This is a genomic window from Sulfurovum sp. (assembly GCA_026990595.1).
In the GTDB taxonomy this organism is placed as follows: Bacteria; Campylobacterota; Campylobacteria; order Campylobacterales; family Sulfurovaceae; genus Sulfurovum.
Map to the genome: position 1 here is coordinate 55,995 of JALXCZ010000001.1, position 21,341 is coordinate 77,335.

A 21,341-nucleotide genomic window follows, 5' to 3' on the forward strand; every position below is an offset into this window, starting at 1 on the left:
ATGATAAATAATTGTAATACATATACTAACAACAAATTAATTTCAGTAAGTGAAAATAGAAGAATTTTCAAAATAATAAATACTTCTACTTTTTATGTTAATAAAGTTGTGGTTGATGATTGCTATATTAAAGTCGGAGAGAGATGTGATTATCTTTTTGAAATAATAAATAATAATACTGTTAAAAAAGTTTTTTATGTTGAACTCAAAGGAAGCAATATTACTCATGCAGTAGAACAATTAAAAACAACTATTACGTACTGTAAAAGTATTCATAGTGCAGCTGTGTTAAAGCAGTGTTATATTGTTGCTTCCAAATTTCCAAGTGCTGGTCCTTCCTCTCAAGCATTAAAGAAAAAGTTTAAAAGAGAAAATAAAATACAACTTTTTATAGATACCAAAATAAAAGAAATTGCTATATAAAATATACAACAAAACATAGGAACACAATAAATTACCTAGCGGCAATTTATGGTTCTATTCAGTCGTTATACAGCCACACAAACTTTCTTAAAATTTTACAATTTAATATAAAAATGATATACTTCTTATATGAAATATGAATATGACAGTAACAAAAGCTTATCAAATAAGCAAAAACATGGTATTGATTTTGAAGAAGTAAAGCTTCTTTGGGATGATGATAGAATGATTGAAATTTTAACATCTTACGAAGATGAAGAAAGATTTATCAATATTGGAAAAATTAGTAGCAAGTTTTACACTGTTGTGACAACTATTCGTGAGAAAGAGAAGATTAGAATTATTTCTGCACGAAGAGCAAGAAAAAAGGAGATTGAACTTTATGAAAGCTGAAGAATTTGATAAAATATTTGATGATAATGAAGAAGATATAATTGAATATCTTGATTTATCAACAATAAGAAGACCAAACTTAGAACCAAAAAGAATTAATATTGACTTTCCAACTTGGATGGTTAAAAAACTTGATGAAGAGGCACAACATATTGGAGTAAGTCGTCAAGCTATAATTAAAACTTGGTTAGCTGATAAACTTATGCAAAACGAACATCACAAAGTAGCTGTATAACAAAACAGCGTAGCCAATAAATTACCTAGCGGTAGCTTATTGGTTATCTTTGACCGTTATACCCAAAATCAAATATGCTATAATACAAGAAAAAAAGGAAAGTTCATGGTAGCCGTAAAACAAGAAGCACAAGAGATGATACAAAACCTGCCTGATAACTGTACTTATGAAGATATTCAGTACCACCTTTATGTTGTAGAAAAAATAAAAAATGGCATTACTCGTGCAGAAAATGGTGAAGTATCATCACACCAAGATGCAAAAGCAAGAATGGCTAAATGGCTTTCAAACTAGCGTGGTCAGAAGAGGCACTTGAAGATATAGAATCTATCGCCACCTACATAGAAAAAGATTCCCCAACTTATGCAAAGTCAGTAGTTTCAAAGTTTTTTGAAAAAGCAGAAATCTTACAAGAATTTTCAGAACTAGGTAGAAAAGTTCCTGAGTTTAATGACTCAACAATTCGAGAAATTTTTGTTTACAGTTACAGACTTATATATAAGCTGGAACAGCAAGATATTTTATTTGTAGCTGTAGTTCACGGTAAAAGACTTCTTGAAAATCATCATCAAAGTATAACAAATCAGAGTAGCCAATAAATTACCTAGCGGCAATTTATGGCTACCTGCAGTCGTTAGATCACTATTGAAATATTACAGAAAATGTAGTATAATGTATCTACAAAAGGATACAAATGAAAAAAGCAATAAATATCCGTATGGATGAAACACTACTTACTGATTTAGACTCTTATGCTCAGGAACTTGAACGTTCTCGTACATATATTATTGAGAAAGCTGTAAGTACATATTTTGATACATTAGATGAAATGATTTCAGACAAAAGAATTGATGAACTTAAAAGTGGAAAAACAGAAGTATATTCACTAGAAGAAGTGGCTAAAAAACTTGGACTTAACTAATGTTTAGAGTTATAGTTCCAAAAGCTACTTTTAAAGAACTTGAAAAAATAGACTCTGTAAACCAACAACTCATATTTACAAAAATCAAAGATTTAGAAGCAGGAATTTTTACTTCAGACAAAGCTCTTAAAGGCAAACACAAAGGTAAGTTTAGAAAAAGAGCAGGAAATTATAGAATAATATATTTGAAAGAGAATGATATTTTAGTGATTACACTCATTAGAATTGCACATAGAAAAGAAGTTTACTGAAAGTCTAACAAAACAGAGGAGCCAATAAATTACCTAGCGGCAATTTATCGGCTATCTTCAGTCATTGCATGCACCCGCGGAACGGGAGCGCACCCGTTGCAGAGTTGAACTATAACATTAAGTTCGTTTTTCTTTTTTGCAGTCCTGTCTCTTTTTTAAAAAAAAGACGCAAAAACTCAGGAAAAAAGAGAACAAACTTTCTTGAAAATTTGAATATGCCTATTTTATCAATGGGTAAATTTAATGATACTATCTTCCACGTAAAGACAATAAATAGAAAAGAGAGTCAAAGCTCGTTTAAATTTTCAAATCATCAAAAAATTTGTTATAATGGTGATAAATTAAAAAAGGTCGAAAAAATGCAATTGTCAATAGATTTAAAAACTAAAGATATTATTTCATTAATTTCACAAATGTCTCTTAATGAACTTGAAAAAGTAAAAAATAGCTTAGTTGAAAGAGAGTTATATTTTAAAAAGTTTAAAAAAGACAATGTTGAAGATATTATAGATGATTTCAAAAAAGAAAATTATTCGGATGACTTTTTAACTGATTTAGAAAAAGGGTTAAAAAAGAGTTCAATTTATAAATGAAAATCAAGAGAATAAGAGATGATTTAGAGGATTATCTCAAAAAGCACAATCTTTCAAAGAAGTATGAAAAAGCAAAAAAACTTTTTGAAAATGACCCTTTTTATCCTTCCTTAAATACTGAATTATTAGAGCCAAAAGACAGATTGATTTACTCATTCAGATTGGATAAAAAATATAGAGCATTATTTATCTACATTGGAGAAAATGAGATAGAAATCATAGCTTTTACCAACCATTATAAGTGAAGATATAACAACTACATGGAGAGAAATAAGTAACCCTATCGGGTAACTTATTTCTCATGACAAAGATTAGATTTGAGATAAACTACATATAGGAAATTGGATTTTTGACACAAAAGCATCTGTAAAAAAACATAAAGAATTTGCAAAAATCTATAGTAGATTAGAGGGAATTCAAACCAACAACCTTCAAACAACCTATGCTACAATAAACCAAAACAGACAGATCAACCCGAAGGAAACATCATGACACTCACCCCTGAAGATAAAACCATTATACTGGACAGTATCCGAGACATCCCAGACTTCCCGAAACCGGGCATCATCTTTAAAGACATCACCACCATGCTCAATAATCCAAAAGCCCTTACAACACTGATGGATCATCTCACAGAGCGTTATTTGGGTTATGACCTTGATTTTATTGCAGGTATCGATGCTAGAGGCTTCATCTTTGGTTCCATTTTGGCAGACAGGCTGGGTGTAGGATTTGTGCCTGTACGTAAAAAAGGGAAGCTCCCCTACACTACCGTCGCTGAGAAATACAGCCTTGAGTATGGCTTTGATGAAGTAGAGATACACATAGACGCCTTTGGTGAGAACGGATGCTGCACGACAGGCGATCCTTCCAAAGTACTTCTTATAGATGATCTCATTGCTACAGGCGGTACAGCAAAAGCTGCTGCAAACCTCATAGACAAGGTAGGTGCAAAGTGTGTTGAAGCCTGTTTCATTATGGAGCTTGGTTTCCTGAAAGGTCGTGAAGGGTTTAATGCCCCTGTCTATTCTGTGTTGGAGATAGATTAAAATCACCTAATACACAAGCAGTGCACAGAACCATGATATGCTCCCAAAAGAAGGAGTCTAATCATGTTCAAAAAAACCATTCTCATACTTTTATTTCTTTTTACCGGTACACTCTTTGCCGGTCATGCCATCTACAAAGTCTCTATAAATGAAGACTTTCCTACTGCACTGCATACACTCAAAAAAACACTGGAACAACAAAACCTTTACATTATCTCAAAAGCAGATATAAGTGGTACTCTCAAGCGTATGAAAAACAAACTGGGTACAGAGTACAACAAACGAAACTACAGTAAAGTGCAAAGCATCATCTTCTGTAATCCATTTTATGCAAATGAAGTACTGAATCTTGATCCCGATATGATGGCACTGTGTCCTCTCAAGATCATGCTGATGGAAAAAAATGACAGAACTACAGCACTCTTCGTTCTACCCACAGCCCTTGCGAAAAGATCAAAAGCAAGAAAAGTATTGGCAGAAGTTGAGAAAAAAGTAAAAAAAGCACTTAAAAAAGCCGGTTTTAAATAGATGATATACAGAAGGTCATTACTGTTACTCTCTACTTTATTATTGATGGGATGTGCAACCAATACCGCTACCCCCGTAACTGATGGAACCAAAACACTCTATAAAGGTGAAGCACTCTTGCTTGTTGCCATTGACGGTACGCAAACACGGGGTGTCAGGTTCATTGAGATCGCGTCAAATGAAGCAAGCCAAGGGTATGAGATCTATTTTCACGACAAAAAACCAACCAAAGGCTTCATAGGTATAAAAATACCTGCCCCCAGTACGAATGTCTATGTCAAAGAGTACTCTTTAAGCGGACATTACGGCTGTAGCAGAGGCAAAGCCGGTTATGGTTCAGGAAGCAAACACATAGCAACAGTAGTACGTGGAAAAACCTATTTTCTGGGTACTGTCAATACCAGTATGAATACAATGTATAATGAAATGCCAAAAGCACTCATCTCTGAAGCCAAGTCAAAATACAACTATAAGGTACATAGCAAAGATATAATAAAAAGTACAACATTTAAAAGCAATATTTCACTGTAGGTTTACCCCTCCCTAACCTCCTCTTCGCTATAATCTATCCAATTTACATATAAGAGAAAACCATGGATCTACATAAAGAGATATATATCCCAAAACCAAGCCCTTTTGACCCTGATACACTGGGACATTTTGGTAAATTTGGCGGGCGTTTCGTACCCGAAACTCTCATGCCGGCACTTGAGCAGCTTAGAGTGGACTATGAATCTGTACGCTTTGACAAAGATTTTTGGTCAGAAGTAGACTACTACTACAAGAACTATGTAGGTCGCCCTTCTGCACTCTATTTTGCAGAAAACCTTTCCAAAGAACTGGATGCAAAGATCTACCTTAAAAGAGAAGACCTCAATCATACAGGTGCACACAAGATCAACCACTGTGTCGCTCAGGCTGTTCTTGCCAAAAGACTGGGGAAGAAGAAGATCATTGCTGAGACAGGTGCCGGACAGCACGGTGTGGCTACAGCAACAGTTGCTGCGCTGTTTGGACTGGAATGTGAAGTATTCATGGGTGCCAAAGATGTGGCACGTCAGGAACTCAATGTTTTCCGTATGAAACTGCTTGGTGCAAAAGTACATGCCGTAGAGTCGGGGAGCAAGACACTTAAAGATGCTATGAATGATGCCATACGCCACTGGGTAACCCATGCAAGAGATACCTACTACCTCATAGGTACAGTTGCCGGTCCTCATCCCTACCCTATGATGGTACGTGACATCCAGTCAATCATCGGATGGGAAGCCAAAGCACAACTTGATATAGTCGAAGGATGTCTGCCTGACAAAGTTATTGCCTGCATTGGTGGTGGCTCCAATGCCATGGGTATATTCAGCCACTTTTTAGAAGACAAAAGTGTAGAATGTATCGGTATTGAGGCTGGTGGGGAAGGACTTGAGTGTAAACACGGATGTTCCTTGGAAAAAGGAAGCCCCGGTGTACTGCACGGACAGCTTTCTTACCTCCTCCAGGATGAAGACGGGCAGATACAGGAAGCCCACTCCATCTCAGCAGGACTCGACTACCCAGGCATTGGACCTGAACACGCATTTCTTAAAGATGAGGGTATCGTTACCTATAATCACATTACTGATGATGAAGCGATGGATGCCTTCGTATGGCTAAGTCAGGCAGAGGGGATCATACCTGCGTTCGAAAGTTCACATGCCGTTGCCTACCTAAAGAAGATGAATCCTGAAGATGTAAAAGGATTAACTATATTGGTCAACCTTTCAGGACGAGGTGATAAAGATATGATACAGGCCCAGGATATATTGGCTGAGCAGTTTAAATAAAAACCAAAGGATTATAAATGAATTTTGAATTAACCGTATTACCCGTAGCTGATATATCTGGTGAGTTGGAAGTTATTATCGTTGTAGATACTAACCTTAAACACCGTTTTGTGCAAGACAAAAAACTATTGAAAAAAGCCGGTTTTTCGTGCGGACAGGATGAAACCTGTCTTCTTATAGAAAAAAACCGACTCTATGTGGGTGCAGGTTCATTAAAAAGTACAGACATCAGACGTGCCGCTGCCAATGCACTCAAAGCACTTAAAGGTACAAAGTATAAGTCTATCAAAGTAGCAACTTATACCAACAAAGGATGCACCTATACACTTAGAGCAATGATAGAAGGTTTTATTCTTGGCGGATATAGCTTTGAAACCTATAAAAGTAAAAAAAATAAAAGTAGGATCAAAGAGATTTCTGTCTCTTTGGAAGAATATTCTGAACTCACACTAGATATAGAAAAAGCTGCAGAGCAAGTACATAAAGCACAGATCATCGCTGATGCTACCAACTTTACACGGGACATTGTCAATACTACACCCGATGACTGCTACCCAGATGTTATGGCAAGTATTGCAGAAGGTATGGCTGAAGATGTGGGACTTGAATGTACAGTACTCAAACCGAAGCAACTGAGACGTGAGAAGATGGAGACACTTCTTGCTGTGGCACGTGCAAGTCGTCATAATCCGAGGGTTATCCACCTTACACATAAACCAAAAAATGCCAAACACAAGATTACACTTGTGGGTAAAGGTCTTACCTATGATTCAGGTGGGCTAAGCCTCAAACCTGCGGACTACATGGTGACAATGAAATCAGATAAAAGTGGTGGCTCTGCAGTTCTAGGCATTATGAAAGCTGTGGCTGAACTTGACTTACCTATAGAAGTACATGGTTTTGTAGGAGCAGTAGAAAATATGATAGGTGGTGATGCCTATAAGCCAGATGACGTACTTGTGGCTAAAAATGGGAAAACAATTGAAATACGCAATACAGATGCAGAAGGGCGTTTGGTCCTAGCTGATGTATTGTGCTATGCACAACAAGAGGTCAAAGCAGATTATATCTTCGACTTTGCAACACTTACGGGGGCTTCTGTAGTGGCTGTAGGACATTATACATCTTCTATTATGGGGAACAACAAAGAGATACAGAATCTTGTGGTCAGAGAGGCTCAAAATGCGGGGGAATTAGCCACAGCATTGGATTTCAACGACTACCTTAAAAAAACTATTAAGTCTGAAATAGCGGATGTCTGCAATATTTCAAATACACGTTATGGTGGGGCTATTACCGCAGGTCAGTTCCTCTCAGAATTTATAGACAAAAAGCATATAGACAGATGGGCACATATTGACATTGCCGGGCCTGCTTTTGTAGAACATCCCTGGGGAGAAAATCCTCATGGTGCTTCCGGTGCAGGAGTGAGGATGATGGTAAAACTACTTGAAAAACTTGCACAGGAAAAAGAAATACATCAAAAAGGATAGCACATGAAACGAACGATACTTCCAATATTTTTACTTTTGGCATTGACTGCGTGCGAGGAAAGAAATACCCTTTCTGTCCCTACTCCCAAGCCACTACCGGCAGATGAAATAGTAACAGAACAACCCAAAACCACTGAGAGTATAAATACAGTTAAAACACCTGCTGTCAAGACTCCAAAAGTTACAAAAGAAGCAAAAAAACCTGTAGTTGTTCAAACCTATACACAAAGTAAAAGCAAACAAGAGATATTCTCCGGCGGGATCATGACAGATGGCTTAGACATAGGAACTATTCGTCTGGGAAAAGAAGGAGCTACCACACGTCTGGTACTTGACAGCTATAAATGGAATATAAATGCGAAAATACCTAGTGTCCGAGCATATGAAACAGGCTACTATACCTTTACCTATGATCCAAAAACAAGACATATTATCGGTATTGTTGATGGTTATCGCGGTTTCTCTGCCCTGCATGGAGCAAAAGAACGTACCTTCGGTTCAAATAACATAGTGAAAAAACTTTCTATGAAACCCTATGCTGATGACAGTGGTTTCAAATTTATCATTGAACTAAAACAAAATGCCAAAGTGAATGTATTCGATCTAAAAAGTCCGGGACGTATCATTGTAGATATCACACCAAGGTAAGACGGGCTAACCCCCTCTTCACCAACATTTAGATAAAATCGCAAAAAAGAATTGAAACATATAAGGAAATAACACCATGGGACTAGGAATAGGACTTGTAGGACTACCGAATGTAGGGAAATCCACCACTTTTAACGCACTGACAAAAGCACAAAATGCAGAGAGCGCAAACTACCCTTTCTGTACGATCGAGCCAAACAAGGCTGTGGTACCCGTACCGGATAAAAGACTGGATGCACTTTCCAAAATAGTCAATCCTGAACGTGTGCAGCACTCTACACTTGACTTTGTAGATATTGCAGGGCTTGTAGCAGGAGCAAGCAAGGGGGAAGGTCTTGGAAATAAATTTCTGGGAAACATCCGTGAGACAGAAGTGATCCTGCATATCGTCAGATGTTTTGAAGATCCCAATATTGTACATACAGAAGGGAGTATTGACCCTATCCGTGATGTTGAGATCATTGAGCAGGAGCTTCTTTTTGCAGATATTGATGCTGTATTGAAACGTATTGAAATGCTCAAAAAGAAAGCAAAAGGAAATGACAAATCAGCAAAAGAACAACTTGAAGTGGCTGAAGCACTGCTTAGCCACATAGAAGACGGCTCTCCTGTCTCTACATTTGAAGACATTGAAAGTGACGGTTTTCTTGCGATCAACAAAGACTTGCGTCTGCTTACATCAAAGCCTATCATTTACGGAGCCAATGTCGATGAAGACGGACTGGCTGAAGACAATGCCTTTGTACAAAAACTTAAAGCCTATGCCCAAGAGCGAGACTCAGAAGTTATCAAGCTCTGTGCCAAAGTAGAAGAGGATATGGTTGACTTTGAGGATGACGAAAGAGATGAAATGCTTGCTGATCTTGGCGTAACAGAGTCAGGACTGGAACAGATCATTCACAAAGGCTTTGATAAACTCGGATTACAAAGTTACTTTACTGCAGGAGTCAAAGAGGTACGTGCATGGACCATTCGCCAAGGGACGACTGCTCCGAAAGCTGCTGCAGTGATCCATAATGACTTTGAAAAAGGATTCATACGTGCAGAAGTGATCTCCTATGATGACTTCATAGAGTATGGTGGTGAAGCCGGAGCAAAAGAAGCAGGAAAGAACAGACTTGAAGGTAAAGAGTATATCGTACAGGACGGTGATGTCATGCACTTCAGATTTAATGTATAGTAGTAGGAGTATAACTATGAAAAAAGTGCTGCTTATCGGATTGATAGGATTATCGCTTGTCGGCTGTGAAAATAAAAAAGGTGCATTTATTAAAACAGTTGAGACACAAAATGATGTACCTACTGCTGTTAAGAAACTGATTGCCAGAATTAAAGAACAAAAACTTACCTATTTTGAAACGATAGACCATTCTAAAAATGCAAAAAATGTAGGCATACGATTAACACCAGAAACCGTGGTCGTATTTGGAAATCCAAAAATGGGAACCATTCTAATGCAGTGTAATCCTTCTATGGGACTTGACCTTCCGCTTCGTATGCTCTTCAGTACCACTTACGAAGGAAAAACAACCATTAGCTACACAAACCCGGAATACTGGTCACTCAAACACAATATAAAAGATAAAAAGTGCCTTACCATTATCAATAAAGCCAGTATGGCTCTGGAAGATCTTGCTCAGGCAGCTGCCAAAAAATGATCTTTTAAATACGATGAAGCTTAATATGCTATAGTTATAATAATTACTTATGTAATAAAATAAAAAAAGGTTTCATAATGAAAAAAATACTACTCTTACTCATCACCCTCTTCTCTTTCTCATACGCAGCAACAGGCTGCGTACTGGTTCAACCCACCGATATAAATGTCACATGGAAAGCATACAAAACACTGGCAAAGCTTGGTGTGGGCGGTCAGTTCACTGCTGTTAAATATACACCGAATAAACGCAAAGGCAAGAACTTCAGAGAACTTTTTGTAGGTTCAAAAGTCAGTATAGATATCTCTAAAATAAACACAGGAAACCCTGCAAGAGACAAAACACTGGTAAAGCACTTTTTTCACAATCTAAAAGGCGAAACCATTGAAGCAAAGATCGTTGATATCAAAAGAACCGATAAGCATGTGAAAGGAAAACCTCGTACAGGTACCATAGATGTAGAGATCACCATGAATGCAAAGACCTTGACCATCCCTATGAAGTATCGTTACAGTGAAGGACATTTTCAGGCTACAGGAACGATCGACCTCTCTGATTTTGATGCACGTTATGCACTTGCATCCATCAACAAAAGCTGTTATGATCTCCATAAAGGCAAAACATGGACAGATGTGAGCATTGGCTTTAGTACAACAGTAAAAGCAACACTTTGTCATGTTGAAATAAAAAAACAGGAAACACATTGAACACGAACGACATTCTATACAAGATACAAAAAGCATTAAACCTAAGCAGCAAAGAGATACTTAAAGCCTACGAATTGGCAAACTACCCGATGGATGCTGAACACTTGGATGGACTGTTAAAACGCCGTTCGGACAAAGACTTTTTACTTTGTTCCTATGAAGAGTTAGGAGTATTCCTCGATGGTCTTGTACTTTTAAAAAGAGGTCCAAGTCCAAAAAAACAGAATGATGATGAGATTATTGAACTGACCAACAATCTCATACTTAAAAAGCTTCGCATTACCATGGAGCTTAAAGAACCGGAGACAGAGATCATCTTTGGTCTGGCAGATGTAACTCTCAGCAAGCAGGAACTCAAGTCACTCTTCCGCAAAGAAGGACACAAAAACTTCAAAGCCTGTTCGGATGAACTGCTTATGGCTTTTTTAGAGGGACTGGATGAGTTTTATTATACGGGGGAAGAGATTTAAACCTCCAATACCAACTTCACTGGGCAGTGGTCACTGCCCATAATCTCATCTAAAATATCTGCATCAACAATTTTATCTTTCAAATCTTCCGAGACGAAGAAGTAGTCGATACGCCAGCCTACATTCCTTACTCGCGCCCCTGCTCTGTAACTCCACCAGCTGTAGCGGTCCGGTTCATCACCTTTTACATGTCTGAAGGTATCGATATAACCGTGTTCCAAGAGTTTGTCCATCCATTCACGCTCCATGGGAAGAAACCCTGAAGTATCTTCATTGGCTTTGGGGCGGGCAAGGTCTATTTCTCTGTGTGCCGTATTCACATCACCGCAGACCACAATGGACTTCCCCTCTTTACGAAGTTGGTTGATATGCTTCAGAAAACGGTCATAAAATGCCATTTTATACGCCAAACGTTCCTCATTACGCTGTCCGTTTGGAAAATAAACATTAAAATAGGCTATATCTCCAAAATGATATTCATTGATGCGTCCTTCGTCCAAAATATCTACCTGATCACAGCAAAAGGCTTCCCCTTTGATGTCAGTATAGAGTGCAACACCCGACTGACCTTTTTTTGAAGAAGAGTTAATACTTTGGAATTTGTAGTTTTTTTCAAAAACAGTTTCGGGGATCTGCTCCGCGGTTGCTTTGATCTCCTGCAGTCCCAAAAAGTCTACATTCTCTTCATCTATCCACTTGAGGGCTTCTTTTTTTTCTACAGCCCTGATGCCATTCACATTCCACGATATAAAAGTAAGTGTTGCTATAATAGATCCTTGATACATCTTTTGATAGAATCATACCAAACTACAATGAAAAAGGCTTGAATATGGCACTGGAAGATAAACATAAATGGAATAAAAAATATCAAAACAACCCTATCCCTGATACGCTTGTAGAACTTATTACCAAATATGCCAAACTTGCTACGGGGAAACAGGCGCTTGACATTGCATGTGGCATGGGACGTCACAGTAAGTATCTGGCAGAACTTGGTTTTGAGGTTGATGCTTTGGATGTCAGTTCACTTGCCATAGAGTCTCTACAGAATATTCCACATATTCATGCCAAAGAGGTAGATTTTGACACCTACAGACTACCCAAAGAGAAGTATGATCTCATCATCTGTACCTTTTTTCTCAAAAGAGAACTTTTCCCTCAGATCACAGAGGCACTTAAATCAGGAGGTATTTTGCTCTATGAAACATTTGTCTATCATCCTGAGAATGAACAGGTACCTTCAGAGCGTTCCTTCCTTCTTGAAGAAAATGAACTTGAAAATGCATTTAAAGAGAATTTTGAAGTCATTGAAAGTCGTGAATATTGGCATGAAACCATGAAAGGATTTAAAATGAAGAAAGCTTCTTTTGTAGGGAAAAAGATTTAATGTACAGCTATCATCCCATGAAGAAGGATGATAAAAGAGAAGGTAATTAGTTGACCACTATCACTTTGGTACCGGCTCTTACTTTAGAGAAAATTGTTTTTGCAATTTTAAACGGAAGTCTTACGCAACCATTGCTACCCGGATATCTTTTAATATATTTACTTGCATGCAACCCAACACCACCACTTGTTAAACGCATCCAGTTATGCATAGTATGACCTACATATTTCGCTTTTGGTCCTCTGTATTTTCTTCGGTCACCATGATAGACTTTTTTACCGTGTCTATACATCTCACCGAATATAGTAGATTTTTTTGCTGCAATCTTTTCCATGATCCTGAATGTACCGATCGGTGTATGTTTATCTCTGTAAGTTTTTGTATTTGGCTCAAGCTTATGTTTTGCTCCTGTAGTACAAGGTGCAGAAAGTGCGATCTTGCCATTGACGAACAGTTTTACTCTCTGTTCGCTTACATCTACTTTTAGAAGGGTATTTCTACCGTTTGCTTTACATAAAAGTTTATGATCTTTAAATACTTTGTAGCTTTTTCTCAAATTGGTATGTTTCACAAAATCGGCATAACAACTGCTTGAAGCGACTTCGTTCTTTTTTACATGTGCAGCTTTGGAAGAATTGTGTGTAACTTTTGCAAGTTTAATATGCTTAGCTGCTTTATCGAGTGCTATTTTAGTTTTTGTACCGACATACCCCAATGCAGGAGAAATACCGTAATGTTTTTGGAATTTTTCAACAGCCAATTTGGTTTTTTGACCCCATTTTCCATCTGCTTTAAGATGGAGTTTTAAATGTTTGTCTGCATTAAGTGCGATCTGTAGGTTTTTAACCTCTTGTACATTATTGGTACACTCCTGAGTGTCAAGCTTCTCACACATGTCGTCATAAGATCTGAAATTACTTTTTGCAGTTGCAAGTGTAGAGAGTATAGCTATAGCTAGAAGAGTTTTAATAATTTTCATGGCATCCCCAAATTTTTTGATTGCAAATATTTTAGCAGTTTAAGATAAATTAAAAATAAAAGTCTGCTTAGTTCATGCTTAAATTTTAACCATTTCCCAAAATTATATAAAAAATGATGATGCAAGCCCTATCAGACCACCAAAAACACCGCCCCAGACAACCAGCCATCCCAAATGCTCTTTAATGAGCTCCTGTACCAGATCTTTGACCATTTTAGGTGTCAGCTCTTCAAGACGTTTGCTGATGAGTCCTTCAACAGAGTCTATCATATCTTGTGAGAGTGCTGAGTTCCGGATGTGGTGCTCAAGCTGTGCTTTAAAGGCATCCGAAGAGACGATAGAACTCACCGCAGATTTCAGCTTGCGTGAAAACGGCTCTTTAAGCCCGTCCAAAGCCTCTTCTCCACCGAACATAGTAATAGCGCCTCCAAACTTGGACTCCATGACCGTCTTGGAGAGTGCATCAAATGCTGGAGAGAAGTCCGCCTGTCCTACCAAAGGTGAAAGGTCTATCTTCTGCTCTTCCTGGGCAAAGAACTTCCCTAACTGCTCCTTGGTAAAGAACTGCTTCATGATCATCTCTTTTATGGAGTGTTTAAAGGTGCCAAAGTTCTTCTCTATGACTCCAGAACCATAAAGAAAAGGAACCTTCTCAAAAAGCATGTGGATGGCAAGCTGGTTGGTAACAGCTCCCGAGAGTGCAAAGAGCCCTGTAAAAAGCAGAGCATTCTGGTACTGTGGAGGGATGATGAAAGAGACACCTATAAGTAATATGGAAAGTGTATCGGTGATGAAAGATTTATTCATGCTTTGTGCTCTTTGTTTTTTGTGAATTTTAGCATAGTTTTGTTTATTTGATGAACTATTACCCCACCTAAGCCCCCTTCTTCAAAAGTATTAAGTAAATCGCTACAGAGATACCTGCTGAACCCAATATCATCAACATCACCATTATCTGATAGCGTACAGCAATGAGAGGGTCTACCCCTGAGAGTATCTGCCCGGTCATCATACCCGGCAGTGACACCAAGCCTACCGCAAAAAGAGCATTGACTATGGGGATTAAAGAAGCACTGTAGGCTGTGGCTCTTGCTTCTTCATAGAGATTGCCCCGCTCCACTTCACTCTCATAACGTTCTGCTGCAATACTCACTGCATTCATAGAGTTGGCAAATATCATGCCTGCCAAAGGGATGAGAAACTTTGCTTCATACCAAGGATTAAGGTTTAAGACACCAAAGATAATCATCAGTAAGGTAAAAAGCCCACCTATAGCGATGGCAGCAAACGCCTTTAAGTAGAGACCTCTATACTTATGTTGCATAGGACGCAAAGAGATAATACTTGCCGCCACAAGCATTACCGAGAGTATGAGTACCACAAGATAGGGAGAGTCGGAAGCAAAGATATAGGTCAGTACATACCCTATCAAAATAAGCTGTATCAACATACGTGCCAGTGCATAAAAAAGTGTAATTTTATCATGTGTCCAACGGATATAGATAATTATCATAATAGCCACTGGGATACACGCCCAAAGTAAAGCCAACAGTGAGATGTGGTAAATTGAGGTATTCATACTGTTAGTATACTATGACTCTTCCACATCAGCAAGTGTCAGTGCAAAAAGTACATTCACGCCATGTTGCATCAACACTTTATGTGCCTCCTGCAGGGTAATACCGGTGGTGACAATGTCATCTACCAGTATGACATCCACATCTTTTTTCCCTGTGTATACAAAGTCACGAGGGTTATCAAGTCTGAACTGCAGGGATCTACCCGAATAGTTCACCCTGTTCCTTGCCATTAATGCACCATACTGAGGTATGACATGCCTGCTTCTCATCGCATGACTCAGCAAGGCAACATGAGAGTAACCGCTTTTTACATGTTCATCTATAGCGACAATATAAACATCTCCGTCATCATGCTCGGCAAACTCTTCCATGAACGGTTTCATGGTCATGTTTGCCAATGCTTTGTAAATGCGGTGACCTTCAGGCTTGTGTTTTGTCAGAAGAAGTGGTTCAAGTGTTGCATATTTGAAAAAACTGATCACATCCAATGTACCTACTTTTCTTGTGCTTATTGTAGGTACAAAAAGTTCTGATTTACAGCATTTACAGAGTATATCAAAACTTAGTTTTGAACAGGAGTAGCAACGCATTATTTCCTGCCGAAGAACCACATTAGAAGTGATGCAGCACCTGAGACAAGCAGCATCGAAGTAATAGGAATAAAGATAAAAGTATTTTCACTTTTGTAGCTGATATCTCCGGGAAGATGACCGAACCATCCCAAAAGACCAAATTTATATGCTACACCTACTACAATCAAACCAATACCTATAAATATGAGTGTATTCCCCATTTGATTACCCCGTCATATGTTCAAATATTCTCTGCTAGCAATTTATTTATAAATAATATCTTGAGTAGAATCAGGATCACGGTTCTCCGCTCTGGTGAAAAATATCCGTTCAGAATCATGATCTTTTTTTATAGCCATATATTTCTCTACCATGGTAAAAATGACTTCCTGGATCGTACTGTTCGTTGATTTGAGTTCCGCTGCTACACAATAGGTAGATGTACCACCGTTGACATGTATATTGGATAAAAGGATCTCAGCAAATTTTTCTGCACCTTCATGATCGGTAGATTGACAGATCAATACATAGACATTATTTGTTTTATCTATTTCAAACAGAATATCTGTTTCACGTTTCCAGTTTTGAAGCATAGTATCCAATTTCAAGCCATCAGTAGATATCAATATCATAGTAAAAGAGGCTCTGTTTCTATGATCCATAAGATAATAGAGGAACTCCACTGTTGTTCTCAGTGTATCCATCATTCTTTTTGCCAACTTGACTTCATCTTCATGAAAAGCAATATCTGTATTATGTCTTCTTTCATTTGTTACCATCTACTATCCTTTTTTGTAAAACTGGAAACTCTCTTCTAAATTATAACATAAACCAAAAACAGGACAATATACTTATCATCACTATTTTGCTATGATTGCATTATGAAAAAAATTATACTCTTATCTCTTTTGTTCAATACACTTATTTTTGCCAACATCAATACGGTTGTAAGTATTCTTCCCGAAAAAACTTTTGTTGAAGCTATAGGCGGAGAAAAAGTCAACATTTCAGTGATGGTACTTCCGGGTAATTCTCCGCATACCTATGAGCCTAAACCCTCACAAATGAAAAAAGTGGCACAGGCAGATCTCTATTTTGCCATAGGTGTAGAGTTTGAAAATATTTGGTTGCATAAATTCAAAGACCTCAATAAGAAAATGGAAATTGTCGATCTTTCCACAGGGATTAAAAAACTTCCTATGGCAGCAGATCATCATGAACAAAAACCTGCTATTCACTCCAAAGAGCCAAAAGAAGATGACCCGCATATCTGGACATCTCCACAGAATGTAAAGATCATGGCAGAACACATCTATGAAGCACTTGTAAAAGCTGACCCAGACAATGAGAGCTATTATACGCAGCATTATAAAACATTTCTCTCTCTTGTAGAAGAGACTGACAGAAAGATCAAAAACATACTCTCTGCCAAACCAAAAGGAACCAAATTTATGGTATTTCACCCTTCATGGGGATACTTTGCGAAAGCCTATGGACTTGTACAGCTCCCCGTAGAGATTGAAGGGAAAAGCCCAAAGCCCAAAGAACTTATCGAACTTATAAAAGAGGCAAAAAAAGAACATATTTCTGCTATTTTTACGCAGCCTGAATTTTCAGATGCCATGGCAAAAGTGATGGCAAATGAGCTGCATATCAAAGTGATCAAAGTTTCTCCTCTTGCTGAAGACTGGTCTGGGAATCTTATAAAAATTGCACAAGCCATTGCAGGAAAAGAGTAAGATGTCGGTCATAGATATTGAAGATCTCTCTTTCGCTTATGACAGTGATCCTGTTTTAGAAAATATCAACCTGCATGTTCAAAAGCGTGACTTTCTGGCGATCATCGGTCCCAACGGAGGAGGAAAATCCACCCTTCTAAAACTCATCCTTGGACTGCTTAAAAGCAAAAAAGGAACGATCAAAGTTTTCGGTAAAGCACCTTCCAAAAATCTCTCACTCATTGGCTATGTACCTCAGAATACCAATGTCAATACAGATTTTCCCATCAAGGTGATAGAGGTTGTCCTCATGGGGCATGTAGGCAACAAGAACCCTCTCTTTGGCTATGGAAAAGATGAAATAGCCTGTGCAATGGGGGCACTTTCACAAGTAGGCATGCAAGCATTCGCTCAAAGTAAAATAGGTTCCCTTTCAGGTGGACAGAGACAAAGGGTTATGATAGCCCGTGCCCTGTGTGCCCACCCAAAGGTACTCATACTTGACGAACCAACTTCAAGCATAGACATCAAAGGGCAAAAAGAGATCTATGAACTTTTAAAACTGCTTAACCAGAGTATTACTATTATTGTCGTAAGCCATGATATCTCTGTCATACTGGAATATGCCAACAAAGCTGCACACGTTAACAAACAACTCTCTTTTCATGACATTTCAGACAAGAAAAAAACATTTCATACCCATGATAATACCGGGCACTTCTGTGAGATCGAACTGCTTCAAATGCTGGGGGCTGTAGAATGCAGCAGTTGTGATGCCTCGGACACTTCGACAAGCTCAGTGACTAATACCAATAATAATTCGCTGTCTGAGCCTGTCGAAGGCAAAAGCAAATGGAGGGAAACAAAATGATAGAAGCTCTCCAATTTGGATTCATCCAGCATGCACTTCTGGCAGGTATTTTAGTCAGCTTTGCTGCAGGGGTCATCGGTTCACTCATTGTAGTCAATCGTATGGTATTCCTTGCCGGAGGGATTGCACACTCTTCTTACGGAGGTATCGGTCTTGCTGTATTCTTTGGTCTGCCTATCTTTCTGGGAGCTTCCATTTTTGCTGTTGGAGCTGCGGTTCTCCTTGCATTTCTTACCATGTACAAGAGACATCGTATCGATACCTTTATCGGGCTTATCTGGGCTGTGGGCATGGCAATAGGAGTTATATTTGTTGATCTTACCCCGGGATACAATGTTGATATGATGTCTTATCTTTTCGGTTCCATTTTGGCAGTAAGCAGTGCTGATCTCTACTTTATGGGTATACTTCTCGGAGTGATCCTTTTTGTCATTACTTTTTGGTACAGAGATATTCTGGCAGTCTCCTATGACAGTGAATATGCAGCACTCAGAGGCGTGAATGTCAAGTTCTTCTACACACTCATTCTCATCCTCTCTGCACTAACTGTTGTAGTAGCCATCAAAGTTGTAGGGCTCATACTGGTCATAGCCATGCTTACCATTCCTGTCTACATCGCCGAAAAGCTTTCAAACTCTCTTTTGGGCATGATGTTCCTTTCCGGACTCATTGCTGCTATTTTCACTCTGATTGGATTGTGGTTCTCTTATACTTATAACCTTACTTCCGGTGCTTCCATCATACTTGTATCTGCTGCTTTATTGGGAGTATTCTTGCTTTTCTACAGAGGGAAATGATACAATAACAGATGAAACGTTTTATACTATTTTTTCTTACACTCTTCTTTTTAACTGCCTGCACACCAGGCATAGGTATCGGTGTAGGCGGTTTTGCTTCTTCAGGTAACGGTGTAGCTGCTTCAGAAATTCATGCTGACAGCCAAACCGGTGTGCAGGGCAGTGTTGCTATGGGTACAGACATTAACCTTTAACCTCTTTTTCCATCTCTTTTATCGCTTTACCCACATCCCCTAAACAACATCCAGCACTGGAATTAAGTACTTCACTGCCGCACCCGGATTATCCATTTTGAAAATTAGAAATGAAACCTTGCACTAAGAAGATACCTCTCTTCTTTGGCATTGTTCAAATCTTTTACAAAACCACCTTCCAAAACCCAGTTGGCATGTATCCATTGAAGACCCAGTGTTACTTGGTGTGTAATATTTGTACCTTCTACCCATCTGCCATTAAGTTCTAGTACAGAGTTTAATTCCTGCGTAATCCCCCAATCATCCCTCACACTAGGTAATAGTCTGTACTGCCACGAAATATCATAGTTTGCAGCATCAAGTCTGCTATCAAAACCTTTTTTATAGAGAATATCTATATCGATCTCATTTCTATTTTTAAAATAGGTATAGACAAGCCCTGCCTGAGCTGCATAGTCTATTTCAGACTCAGTAGGGATGATGGCACCACCTAAAAGTGCCAAGCGGGATGTCCCCTCAAAACTATCATTTTGCATAAGCATATATCTATAAAGTAAAGAAAGATCACCCTGCCTATTATCGCCACTGGGTTTAAGTCTGTAGGGCATACCTATGAGTAGTGTCTGCTTTGCATCAATCCCATAGGCAAAACTACTTACAAAAAGGTCTACCTCTGATTTAGATGCATAAATATTTTGAAAACGAAGTACAGACCCACCCTCTTCCACAGGTAACGCTACAAAAGAACGTAATCCCATACCAAACAGACTGGATGTCATACTTAAGAATAGAAAAAGAGCTATCCAATTATTTTGTAATATTCTCATCTATCATCTCCTTTAACACATCTATTTTTACTGGTGTGAAACCAGAGTCTAAAACAGTTTGTTTCACCTCTTCTAGTGTAGGAGTAGTGTTATCATCTGTTTCTAGACGAAGTTTTTTAAGTTTAAGAGAGACCTCTACTTTCGTAACATGTGGTACTTTATTAAATTTGCGCTGCAAGGCATCTACACAAAAAGAACAGGTCATACCATGCACTTCAACTTCTATCGTTCTAGCAAAGCCCCATTGCACACAGACACCCAATATTAAACTAATAATCAATAACTTTTTCATCATACATCCTTTTATATATTTAGTAAATTACGTAACGGCAACAGCAACATACTGGCAAAAAATCCTACAAACCAAATCATGGCAGAGAGAATAAAAATGCGTTTATTCCATCTCTTGGCTCCTGCACAGGCAAGCGCCAGTTTAGGGTCTAAAGGACAACTCTGATTGGGTCGCCATATTATCCATGCTAGAAAAAGTAAAAATAAAAATGACAAAGAGAGTGTCCACATTTTATGCTCTGCTAAAAATGTTACACCAGGGATGTTGTAACTCATCGCTGCTGCTATTGAGCCAAATCCGAGCGTCACAAGAAAAATAGGTAAGGCACAACACAACAAACTCCCTGATGTTAAAAAGAATGTTATCCAGCGCAGGTAGGGTTTATCTAAAAAATCTTTCATCACTTCATCTCCTGTTTCAAAGCTTTTATGGCTTTACCCACATCCCCAAGACAACATCCACCACTAGGATTTAGCACTTCACAGCTACACCCGGGATTCTCCATCTTGGCTTTAATGTCTTTGAGTGCTACCGTTTCCCCTGTAGCTTCAAGCTCTGCTTTTATCTTCTCTTTGGTCCAGTCAAAACAGTAGCAGACTGTAGCTGGACTGGCTCCTTCTTTTAGCCCTACGGGTACAGTGATATCTTTTTGGTTAAGCAGAGCATCTTCTCTAAAATAGACAATGTTACAACTGGGTGTTTTACAGTAATGAAACCCTTCCAGTGAGATTAATTTTTTTTTACTTTCTGTCGTAAGCAAATGTTCAAGTGTTTTTACAAGAACTCCTTTAGCCTTTTCTCCACATTTAGGACAATTTTCTTTACTTTTTGGTTTAGGGCTACAGCAGCCACTCTGGCATGTTGACTTTTTTTTAAATTTAAAAATAGACATTTTTTTCTCCTATGCATTACAAATTTTACACACTATACCTTT

At 38.4% G+C, this 21,341-nt stretch carries 35 protein-coding genes; 24 read left to right on the forward strand and 11 right to left on the reverse strand.

The annotated features are described in order from the left end of the window. The 19 genes from MVE01_RS00310 (at position 1) to MVE01_RS00400 (ending at position 11,190) form a co-directional block, all read left to right on the forward strand. Positions 1-423, forward strand: coding sequence for a hypothetical protein (locus MVE01_RS00310; RefSeq protein ID WP_472560159.1), 423 nt, complete (start codon positions 1-3; stop codon positions 421-423). Between the two features lie 129 nt (positions 424-552). After that, positions 553-816 (forward strand): BrnT family toxin, encoded by a 264-nt coding sequence (locus MVE01_RS00315; RefSeq protein ID WP_472560160.1) that lies wholly within the window; start codon positions 553-555, stop codon positions 814-816. After that, a complete protein-coding gene (gene brnA, locus MVE01_RS00320) occupies positions 806-1,051 on the forward strand; it encodes a type II toxin-antitoxin system BrnA family antitoxin (protein ID WP_472560161.1) in 246 nt (81 codons plus the stop codon). The genes MVE01_RS00315 and brnA overlap by 11 nt, the downstream gene beginning before the upstream one ends. 105 nt (positions 1,052-1,156) lie before the next feature. Next, a complete protein-coding gene (locus tag MVE01_RS00325) occupies positions 1,157-1,345 on the forward strand; it encodes a hypothetical protein (RefSeq protein WP_472560162.1) in 189 nt (62 codons plus the stop codon). Continuing rightward, positions 1,330-1,650 (forward strand): type II toxin-antitoxin system RelE/ParE family toxin, encoded by a 321-nt coding sequence (locus MVE01_RS00330; RefSeq protein WP_472560163.1) that lies wholly within the window; start codon positions 1,330-1,332, stop codon positions 1,648-1,650. The genes MVE01_RS00325 and MVE01_RS00330 overlap by 16 nt, the downstream gene beginning before the upstream one ends. 95 nt (positions 1,651-1,745) lie before the next feature. Beyond that, positions 1,746-1,973 (forward strand): CopG family transcriptional regulator, encoded by a 228-nt coding sequence (locus MVE01_RS00335; protein WP_472560164.1) that lies wholly within the window; start codon positions 1,746-1,748, stop codon positions 1,971-1,973. After that, complete coding sequence (locus MVE01_RS00340; RefSeq protein ID WP_472560165.1) at positions 1,973-2,224, forward strand: type II toxin-antitoxin system RelE family toxin; 252 nt, start codon at positions 1,973-1,975, stop codon at positions 2,222-2,224. The genes MVE01_RS00335 and MVE01_RS00340 overlap by 1 nt, the downstream gene beginning before the upstream one ends. Positions 2,225-2,292: 68 nt before the next feature. Further along, positions 2,293-2,817 carry a hypothetical protein gene (locus tag MVE01_RS00345; protein ID WP_472560166.1) on the forward strand — a complete coding sequence of 175 codons (525 nt, stop codon included), beginning with the start codon at positions 2,293-2,295 and terminating at the stop codon, positions 2,815-2,817. Next, positions 2,814-3,062, forward strand: coding sequence for a hypothetical protein (locus tag MVE01_RS00350; protein WP_472560167.1), 249 nt, complete (start codon positions 2,814-2,816; stop codon positions 3,060-3,062). The genes MVE01_RS00345 and MVE01_RS00350 overlap by 4 nt, the downstream gene beginning before the upstream one ends. Before the next feature lie 243 nt (positions 3,063-3,305). Then, on the forward strand, positions 3,306-3,866 hold the full coding sequence (locus tag MVE01_RS00355) for an adenine phosphoribosyltransferase (RefSeq protein ID WP_472560168.1): 561 nt from the start codon (positions 3,306-3,308) through the stop codon (positions 3,864-3,866). A gap of 63 nt (positions 3,867-3,929) precedes the next feature. Then, positions 3,930-4,394: a DUF302 domain-containing protein gene (locus tag MVE01_RS00360; protein WP_472560169.1), complete on the forward strand. Its 465-nt coding sequence runs from the start codon at positions 3,930-3,932 to the stop codon at positions 4,392-4,394. Then, positions 4,395-4,925: a hypothetical protein gene (locus MVE01_RS00365; protein ID WP_472560170.1), complete on the forward strand. Its 531-nt coding sequence runs from the start codon at positions 4,395-4,397 to the stop codon at positions 4,923-4,925. A gap of 62 nt (positions 4,926-4,987) precedes the next feature. Then, positions 4,988-6,214 carry a tryptophan synthase subunit beta gene (trpB, locus tag MVE01_RS00370; protein ID WP_472560171.1) on the forward strand — a complete coding sequence of 409 codons (1,227 nt, stop codon included), beginning with the start codon at positions 4,988-4,990 and terminating at the stop codon, positions 6,212-6,214. Positions 6,215-6,231: 17 nt separating this feature from the next. Beyond that, entirely contained in the window at positions 6,232-7,707 is a 1,476-nt protein-coding gene (locus tag MVE01_RS00375; RefSeq protein WP_472560172.1) for a leucyl aminopeptidase, read from the forward strand. A gap of 3 nt (positions 7,708-7,710) precedes the next feature. Continuing rightward, positions 7,711-8,355 (forward strand): hypothetical protein, encoded by a 645-nt coding sequence (locus MVE01_RS00380; RefSeq protein ID WP_472560173.1) that lies wholly within the window; start codon positions 7,711-7,713, stop codon positions 8,353-8,355. A gap of 76 nt (positions 8,356-8,431) precedes the next feature. After that, positions 8,432-9,535, forward strand: a complete 1,104-nt coding sequence (ychF, locus tag MVE01_RS00385; RefSeq protein WP_472560174.1) for a redox-regulated ATPase YchF — start codon at positions 8,432-8,434, stop codon at positions 9,533-9,535. Positions 9,536-9,551: 16 nt separating this feature from the next. Further along, positions 9,552-10,013 carry a DUF302 domain-containing protein gene (locus MVE01_RS00390; protein WP_472560175.1) on the forward strand — a complete coding sequence of 154 codons (462 nt, stop codon included), beginning with the start codon at positions 9,552-9,554 and terminating at the stop codon, positions 10,011-10,013. A gap of 77 nt (positions 10,014-10,090) precedes the next feature. Further along, positions 10,091-10,720: a YceI family protein gene (locus tag MVE01_RS00395; protein WP_472560176.1), complete on the forward strand. Its 630-nt coding sequence runs from the start codon at positions 10,091-10,093 to the stop codon at positions 10,718-10,720. Beyond that, positions 10,717-11,190 carry a YehS family protein gene (locus tag MVE01_RS00400; protein ID WP_472560177.1) on the forward strand — a complete coding sequence of 158 codons (474 nt, stop codon included), beginning with the start codon at positions 10,717-10,719 and terminating at the stop codon, positions 11,188-11,190. The genes MVE01_RS00395 and MVE01_RS00400 overlap by 4 nt, the downstream gene beginning before the upstream one ends. Here the strand turns inward: MVE01_RS00400 and MVE01_RS00405 are convergent. Beyond that, positions 11,187-11,975 (reverse strand): exodeoxyribonuclease III, encoded by a 789-nt coding sequence (locus tag MVE01_RS00405; protein ID WP_472560178.1) that lies wholly within the window; start codon positions 11,973-11,975, stop codon positions 11,187-11,189. The genes MVE01_RS00400 and MVE01_RS00405 overlap by 4 nt on opposite strands. A gap of 44 nt (positions 11,976-12,019) precedes the next feature. Here MVE01_RS00405 and MVE01_RS00410 point away from each other — a divergent pair, with 44 nt between their 5' ends. Further along, the gene (locus MVE01_RS00410) at positions 12,020-12,577 is read left to right on the forward strand and encodes a class I SAM-dependent methyltransferase (RefSeq protein ID WP_472560179.1); all 558 of its coding nucleotides are present in this window, start codon (positions 12,020-12,022) and stop codon (positions 12,575-12,577) included. Between the two features lie 46 nt (positions 12,578-12,623). Here MVE01_RS00410 and MVE01_RS00415 read toward each other — a convergent pair whose 3' ends face one another. The 6 genes from MVE01_RS00415 to MVE01_RS00440 form a co-directional block, all read right to left on the reverse strand. Next, positions 12,624-13,556: a L,D-transpeptidase family protein gene (locus tag MVE01_RS00415; RefSeq protein WP_472560180.1), complete on the reverse strand. Its 933-nt coding sequence runs from the start codon at positions 13,554-13,556 to the stop codon at positions 12,624-12,626. Positions 13,557-13,658: 102 nt separating this feature from the next. Beyond that, on the reverse strand, positions 13,659-14,363 hold the full coding sequence (locus MVE01_RS00420) for a DUF445 domain-containing protein (RefSeq protein ID WP_472560181.1): 705 nt from the start codon (positions 14,361-14,363) through the stop codon (positions 13,659-13,661). A gap of 67 nt (positions 14,364-14,430) precedes the next feature. Beyond that, positions 14,431-15,135 (reverse strand): ABC transporter permease, encoded by a 705-nt coding sequence (locus MVE01_RS00425; protein WP_472560182.1) that lies wholly within the window; start codon positions 15,133-15,135, stop codon positions 14,431-14,433. Between the two features lie 12 nt (positions 15,136-15,147). Then, the gene (locus MVE01_RS00430) at positions 15,148-15,726 is read right to left on the reverse strand and encodes a ComF family protein (RefSeq protein ID WP_472560183.1); all 579 of its coding nucleotides are present in this window, start codon (positions 15,724-15,726) and stop codon (positions 15,148-15,150) included. Further along, positions 15,726-15,929: a DUF2905 domain-containing protein gene (locus MVE01_RS00435; RefSeq protein WP_472560184.1), complete on the reverse strand. Its 204-nt coding sequence runs from the start codon at positions 15,927-15,929 to the stop codon at positions 15,726-15,728. The genes MVE01_RS00430 and MVE01_RS00435 overlap by 1 nt, the downstream gene beginning before the upstream one ends. 42 nt (positions 15,930-15,971) lie before the next feature. Continuing rightward, on the reverse strand, positions 15,972-16,487 hold the full coding sequence (locus tag MVE01_RS00440; protein WP_472560185.1) for a hypothetical protein: 516 nt from the start codon (positions 16,485-16,487) through the stop codon (positions 15,972-15,974). A 102-nt stretch (positions 16,488-16,589) separates the two neighbouring features. Here MVE01_RS00440 and MVE01_RS00445 point away from each other — a divergent pair, with 102 nt between their 5' ends. Genes MVE01_RS00445 through MVE01_RS00460 form a run of 4 tightly spaced genes read left to right on the forward strand, consistent with a single transcriptional unit; the run spans position 16,590 to position 19,288 of the window. Beyond that, the gene (locus MVE01_RS00445) at positions 16,590-17,447 is read left to right on the forward strand and encodes a metal ABC transporter solute-binding protein, Zn/Mn family (RefSeq protein WP_472560186.1); all 858 of its coding nucleotides are present in this window, start codon (positions 16,590-16,592) and stop codon (positions 17,445-17,447) included. Position 17,448: 1 nt separating this feature from the next. Next, the gene (locus MVE01_RS00450; protein WP_472560187.1) at positions 17,449-18,297 is read left to right on the forward strand and encodes a metal ABC transporter ATP-binding protein; all 849 of its coding nucleotides are present in this window, start codon (positions 17,449-17,451) and stop codon (positions 18,295-18,297) included. After that, the gene (locus MVE01_RS00455; RefSeq protein ID WP_472560188.1) at positions 18,294-19,094 is read left to right on the forward strand and encodes a metal ABC transporter permease; all 801 of its coding nucleotides are present in this window, start codon (positions 18,294-18,296) and stop codon (positions 19,092-19,094) included. The genes MVE01_RS00450 and MVE01_RS00455 overlap by 4 nt, the downstream gene beginning before the upstream one ends. An 11-nt stretch (positions 19,095-19,105) precedes the next feature. Next, on the forward strand, positions 19,106-19,288 hold the full coding sequence (locus MVE01_RS00460) for a hypothetical protein (RefSeq protein ID WP_472560189.1): 183 nt from the start codon (positions 19,106-19,108) through the stop codon (positions 19,286-19,288). Between the two features lie 104 nt (positions 19,289-19,392). Here MVE01_RS00460 and MVE01_RS00465 read toward each other — a convergent pair whose 3' ends face one another. From MVE01_RS00465 to MVE01_RS00480, 4 genes are read right to left on the reverse strand one after another with little or no spacing between them, the layout of a single operon-like run. Further along, positions 19,393-20,115: a hypothetical protein gene (locus MVE01_RS00465; protein ID WP_472560190.1), complete on the reverse strand. Its 723-nt coding sequence runs from the start codon at positions 20,113-20,115 to the stop codon at positions 19,393-19,395. Then, positions 20,096-20,407, reverse strand: coding sequence for a heavy-metal-associated domain-containing protein (locus MVE01_RS00470; protein WP_472560191.1), 312 nt, complete (start codon positions 20,405-20,407; stop codon positions 20,096-20,098). Before MVE01_RS00470 ends, MVE01_RS00465 begins: the two co-directional genes overlap by 20 nt. Before the next feature lie 11 nt (positions 20,408-20,418). Continuing rightward, complete coding sequence (locus tag MVE01_RS00475) at positions 20,419-20,808, reverse strand: hypothetical protein (RefSeq protein ID WP_472560192.1); 390 nt, start codon at positions 20,806-20,808, stop codon at positions 20,419-20,421. Further along, complete coding sequence (locus MVE01_RS00480) at positions 20,808-21,299, reverse strand: putative iron-sulfur cluster-binding metallochaperone (protein WP_472560193.1); 492 nt, start codon at positions 21,297-21,299, stop codon at positions 20,808-20,810. The genes MVE01_RS00475 and MVE01_RS00480 overlap by 1 nt, the downstream gene beginning before the upstream one ends. Positions 21,300-21,341 lie beyond the last annotated feature (42 nt).

What these genes read in the sequence shown, in the direction of transcription:
- MVE01_RS00435 (WP_472560184.1), bottom strand. Translation starts at nt 15,929, where the DNA reads ATGGGGAATACACTCATATTTATAGGTATTGGTTTGATTGTAGTAGGT.
- MVE01_RS00415 (WP_472560180.1), bottom strand. Translation starts at nt 13,556, where the DNA reads ATGAAAATTATTAAAACTCTTCTAGCTATAGCTATACTCTCTACACTT.
- MVE01_RS00425 (WP_472560182.1), bottom strand. Translation starts at nt 15,135, where the DNA reads ATGAATACCTCAATTTACCACATCTCACTGTTGGCTTTACTTTGGGCG.
- MVE01_RS00445 (WP_472560186.1), top strand. Translation starts at nt 16,590, where the DNA reads ATGAAAAAAATTATACTCTTATCTCTTTTGTTCAATACACTTATTTTT.
- ychF (WP_472560174.1), top strand. Translation starts at nt 8,432, where the DNA reads ATGGGACTAGGAATAGGACTTGTAGGACTACCGAATGTAGGGAAATCC.
- MVE01_RS00470 (WP_472560191.1), bottom strand. Translation starts at nt 20,407, where the DNA reads ATGAAAAAGTTATTGATTATTAGTTTAATATTGGGTGTCTGTGTGCAA.
- MVE01_RS00420 (WP_472560181.1), bottom strand. Translation starts at nt 14,363, where the DNA reads ATGAATAAATCTTTCATCACCGATACACTTTCCATATTACTTATAGGT.
- MVE01_RS00315 (WP_472560160.1), top strand. Translation starts at nt 553, where the DNA reads ATGAAATATGAATATGACAGTAACAAAAGCTTATCAAATAAGCAAAAA.
- MVE01_RS00460 (WP_472560189.1), top strand. Translation starts at nt 19,106, where the DNA reads ATGAAACGTTTTATACTATTTTTTCTTACACTCTTCTTTTTAACTGCC.
- MVE01_RS00350 (WP_472560167.1), top strand. Translation starts at nt 2,814, where the DNA reads ATGAAAATCAAGAGAATAAGAGATGATTTAGAGGATTATCTCAAAAAG.
- MVE01_RS00430 (WP_472560183.1), bottom strand. Translation starts at nt 15,726, where the DNA reads ATGCGTTGCTACTCCTGTTCAAAACTAAGTTTTGATATACTCTGTAAA.
- MVE01_RS00405 (WP_472560178.1), bottom strand. Translation starts at nt 11,975, where the DNA reads ATGTATCAAGGATCTATTATAGCAACACTTACTTTTATATCGTGGAAT.
- MVE01_RS00450 (WP_472560187.1), top strand. Translation starts at nt 17,449, where the DNA reads ATGTCGGTCATAGATATTGAAGATCTCTCTTTCGCTTATGACAGTGAT.
- MVE01_RS00440 (WP_472560185.1), bottom strand. Translation starts at nt 16,487, where the DNA reads ATGGTAACAAATGAAAGAAGACATAATACAGATATTGCTTTTCATGAA.
- MVE01_RS00340 (WP_472560165.1), top strand. Translation starts at nt 1,973, where the DNA reads ATGTTTAGAGTTATAGTTCCAAAAGCTACTTTTAAAGAACTTGAAAAA.
- MVE01_RS00375 (WP_472560172.1), top strand. Translation starts at nt 6,232, where the DNA reads ATGAATTTTGAATTAACCGTATTACCCGTAGCTGATATATCTGGTGAG.
- MVE01_RS00395 (WP_472560176.1), top strand. Translation starts at nt 10,091, where the DNA reads ATGAAAAAAATACTACTCTTACTCATCACCCTCTTCTCTTTCTCATAC.
- MVE01_RS00360 (WP_472560169.1), top strand. Translation starts at nt 3,930, where the DNA reads ATGTTCAAAAAAACCATTCTCATACTTTTATTTCTTTTTACCGGTACA.
- MVE01_RS00465 (WP_472560190.1), bottom strand. Translation starts at nt 20,115, where the DNA reads ATGAGAATATTACAAAATAATTGGATAGCTCTTTTTCTATTCTTAAGT.
- MVE01_RS00390 (WP_472560175.1), top strand. Translation starts at nt 9,552, where the DNA reads ATGAAAAAAGTGCTGCTTATCGGATTGATAGGATTATCGCTTGTCGGC.
- MVE01_RS00355 (WP_472560168.1), top strand. Translation starts at nt 3,306, where the DNA reads ATGACACTCACCCCTGAAGATAAAACCATTATACTGGACAGTATCCGA.
- MVE01_RS00480 (WP_472560193.1), bottom strand. Translation starts at nt 21,299, where the DNA reads ATGTCTATTTTTAAATTTAAAAAAAAGTCAACATGCCAGAGTGGCTGC.
- MVE01_RS00380 (WP_472560173.1), top strand. Translation starts at nt 7,711, where the DNA reads ATGAAACGAACGATACTTCCAATATTTTTACTTTTGGCATTGACTGCG.
- brnA (WP_472560161.1), top strand. Translation starts at nt 806, where the DNA reads ATGAAAGCTGAAGAATTTGATAAAATATTTGATGATAATGAAGAAGAT.
- MVE01_RS00365 (WP_472560170.1), top strand. Translation starts at nt 4,395, where the DNA reads ATGATATACAGAAGGTCATTACTGTTACTCTCTACTTTATTATTGATG.
- trpB (WP_472560171.1), top strand. Translation starts at nt 4,988, where the DNA reads ATGGATCTACATAAAGAGATATATATCCCAAAACCAAGCCCTTTTGAC.
- MVE01_RS00335 (WP_472560164.1), top strand. Translation starts at nt 1,746, where the DNA reads ATGAAAAAAGCAATAAATATCCGTATGGATGAAACACTACTTACTGAT.
- MVE01_RS00330 (WP_472560163.1), top strand. Translation starts at nt 1,330, where the DNA reads ATGGCTTTCAAACTAGCGTGGTCAGAAGAGGCACTTGAAGATATAGAA.
- MVE01_RS00310 (WP_472560159.1), top strand. Translation starts at nt 1, where the DNA reads ATGATAAATAATTGTAATACATATACTAACAACAAATTAATTTCAGTA.
- MVE01_RS00475 (WP_472560192.1), bottom strand. Translation starts at nt 20,808, where the DNA reads ATGAAAGATTTTTTAGATAAACCCTACCTGCGCTGGATAACATTCTTT.
- MVE01_RS00410 (WP_472560179.1), top strand. Translation starts at nt 12,020, where the DNA reads ATGGCACTGGAAGATAAACATAAATGGAATAAAAAATATCAAAACAAC.
- MVE01_RS00455 (WP_472560188.1), top strand. Translation starts at nt 18,294, where the DNA reads ATGATAGAAGCTCTCCAATTTGGATTCATCCAGCATGCACTTCTGGCA.
- MVE01_RS00325 (WP_472560162.1), top strand. Translation starts at nt 1,157, where the DNA reads ATGGTAGCCGTAAAACAAGAAGCACAAGAGATGATACAAAACCTGCCT.
- MVE01_RS00345 (WP_472560166.1), top strand. Translation starts at nt 2,293, where the DNA reads ATGCACCCGCGGAACGGGAGCGCACCCGTTGCAGAGTTGAACTATAAC.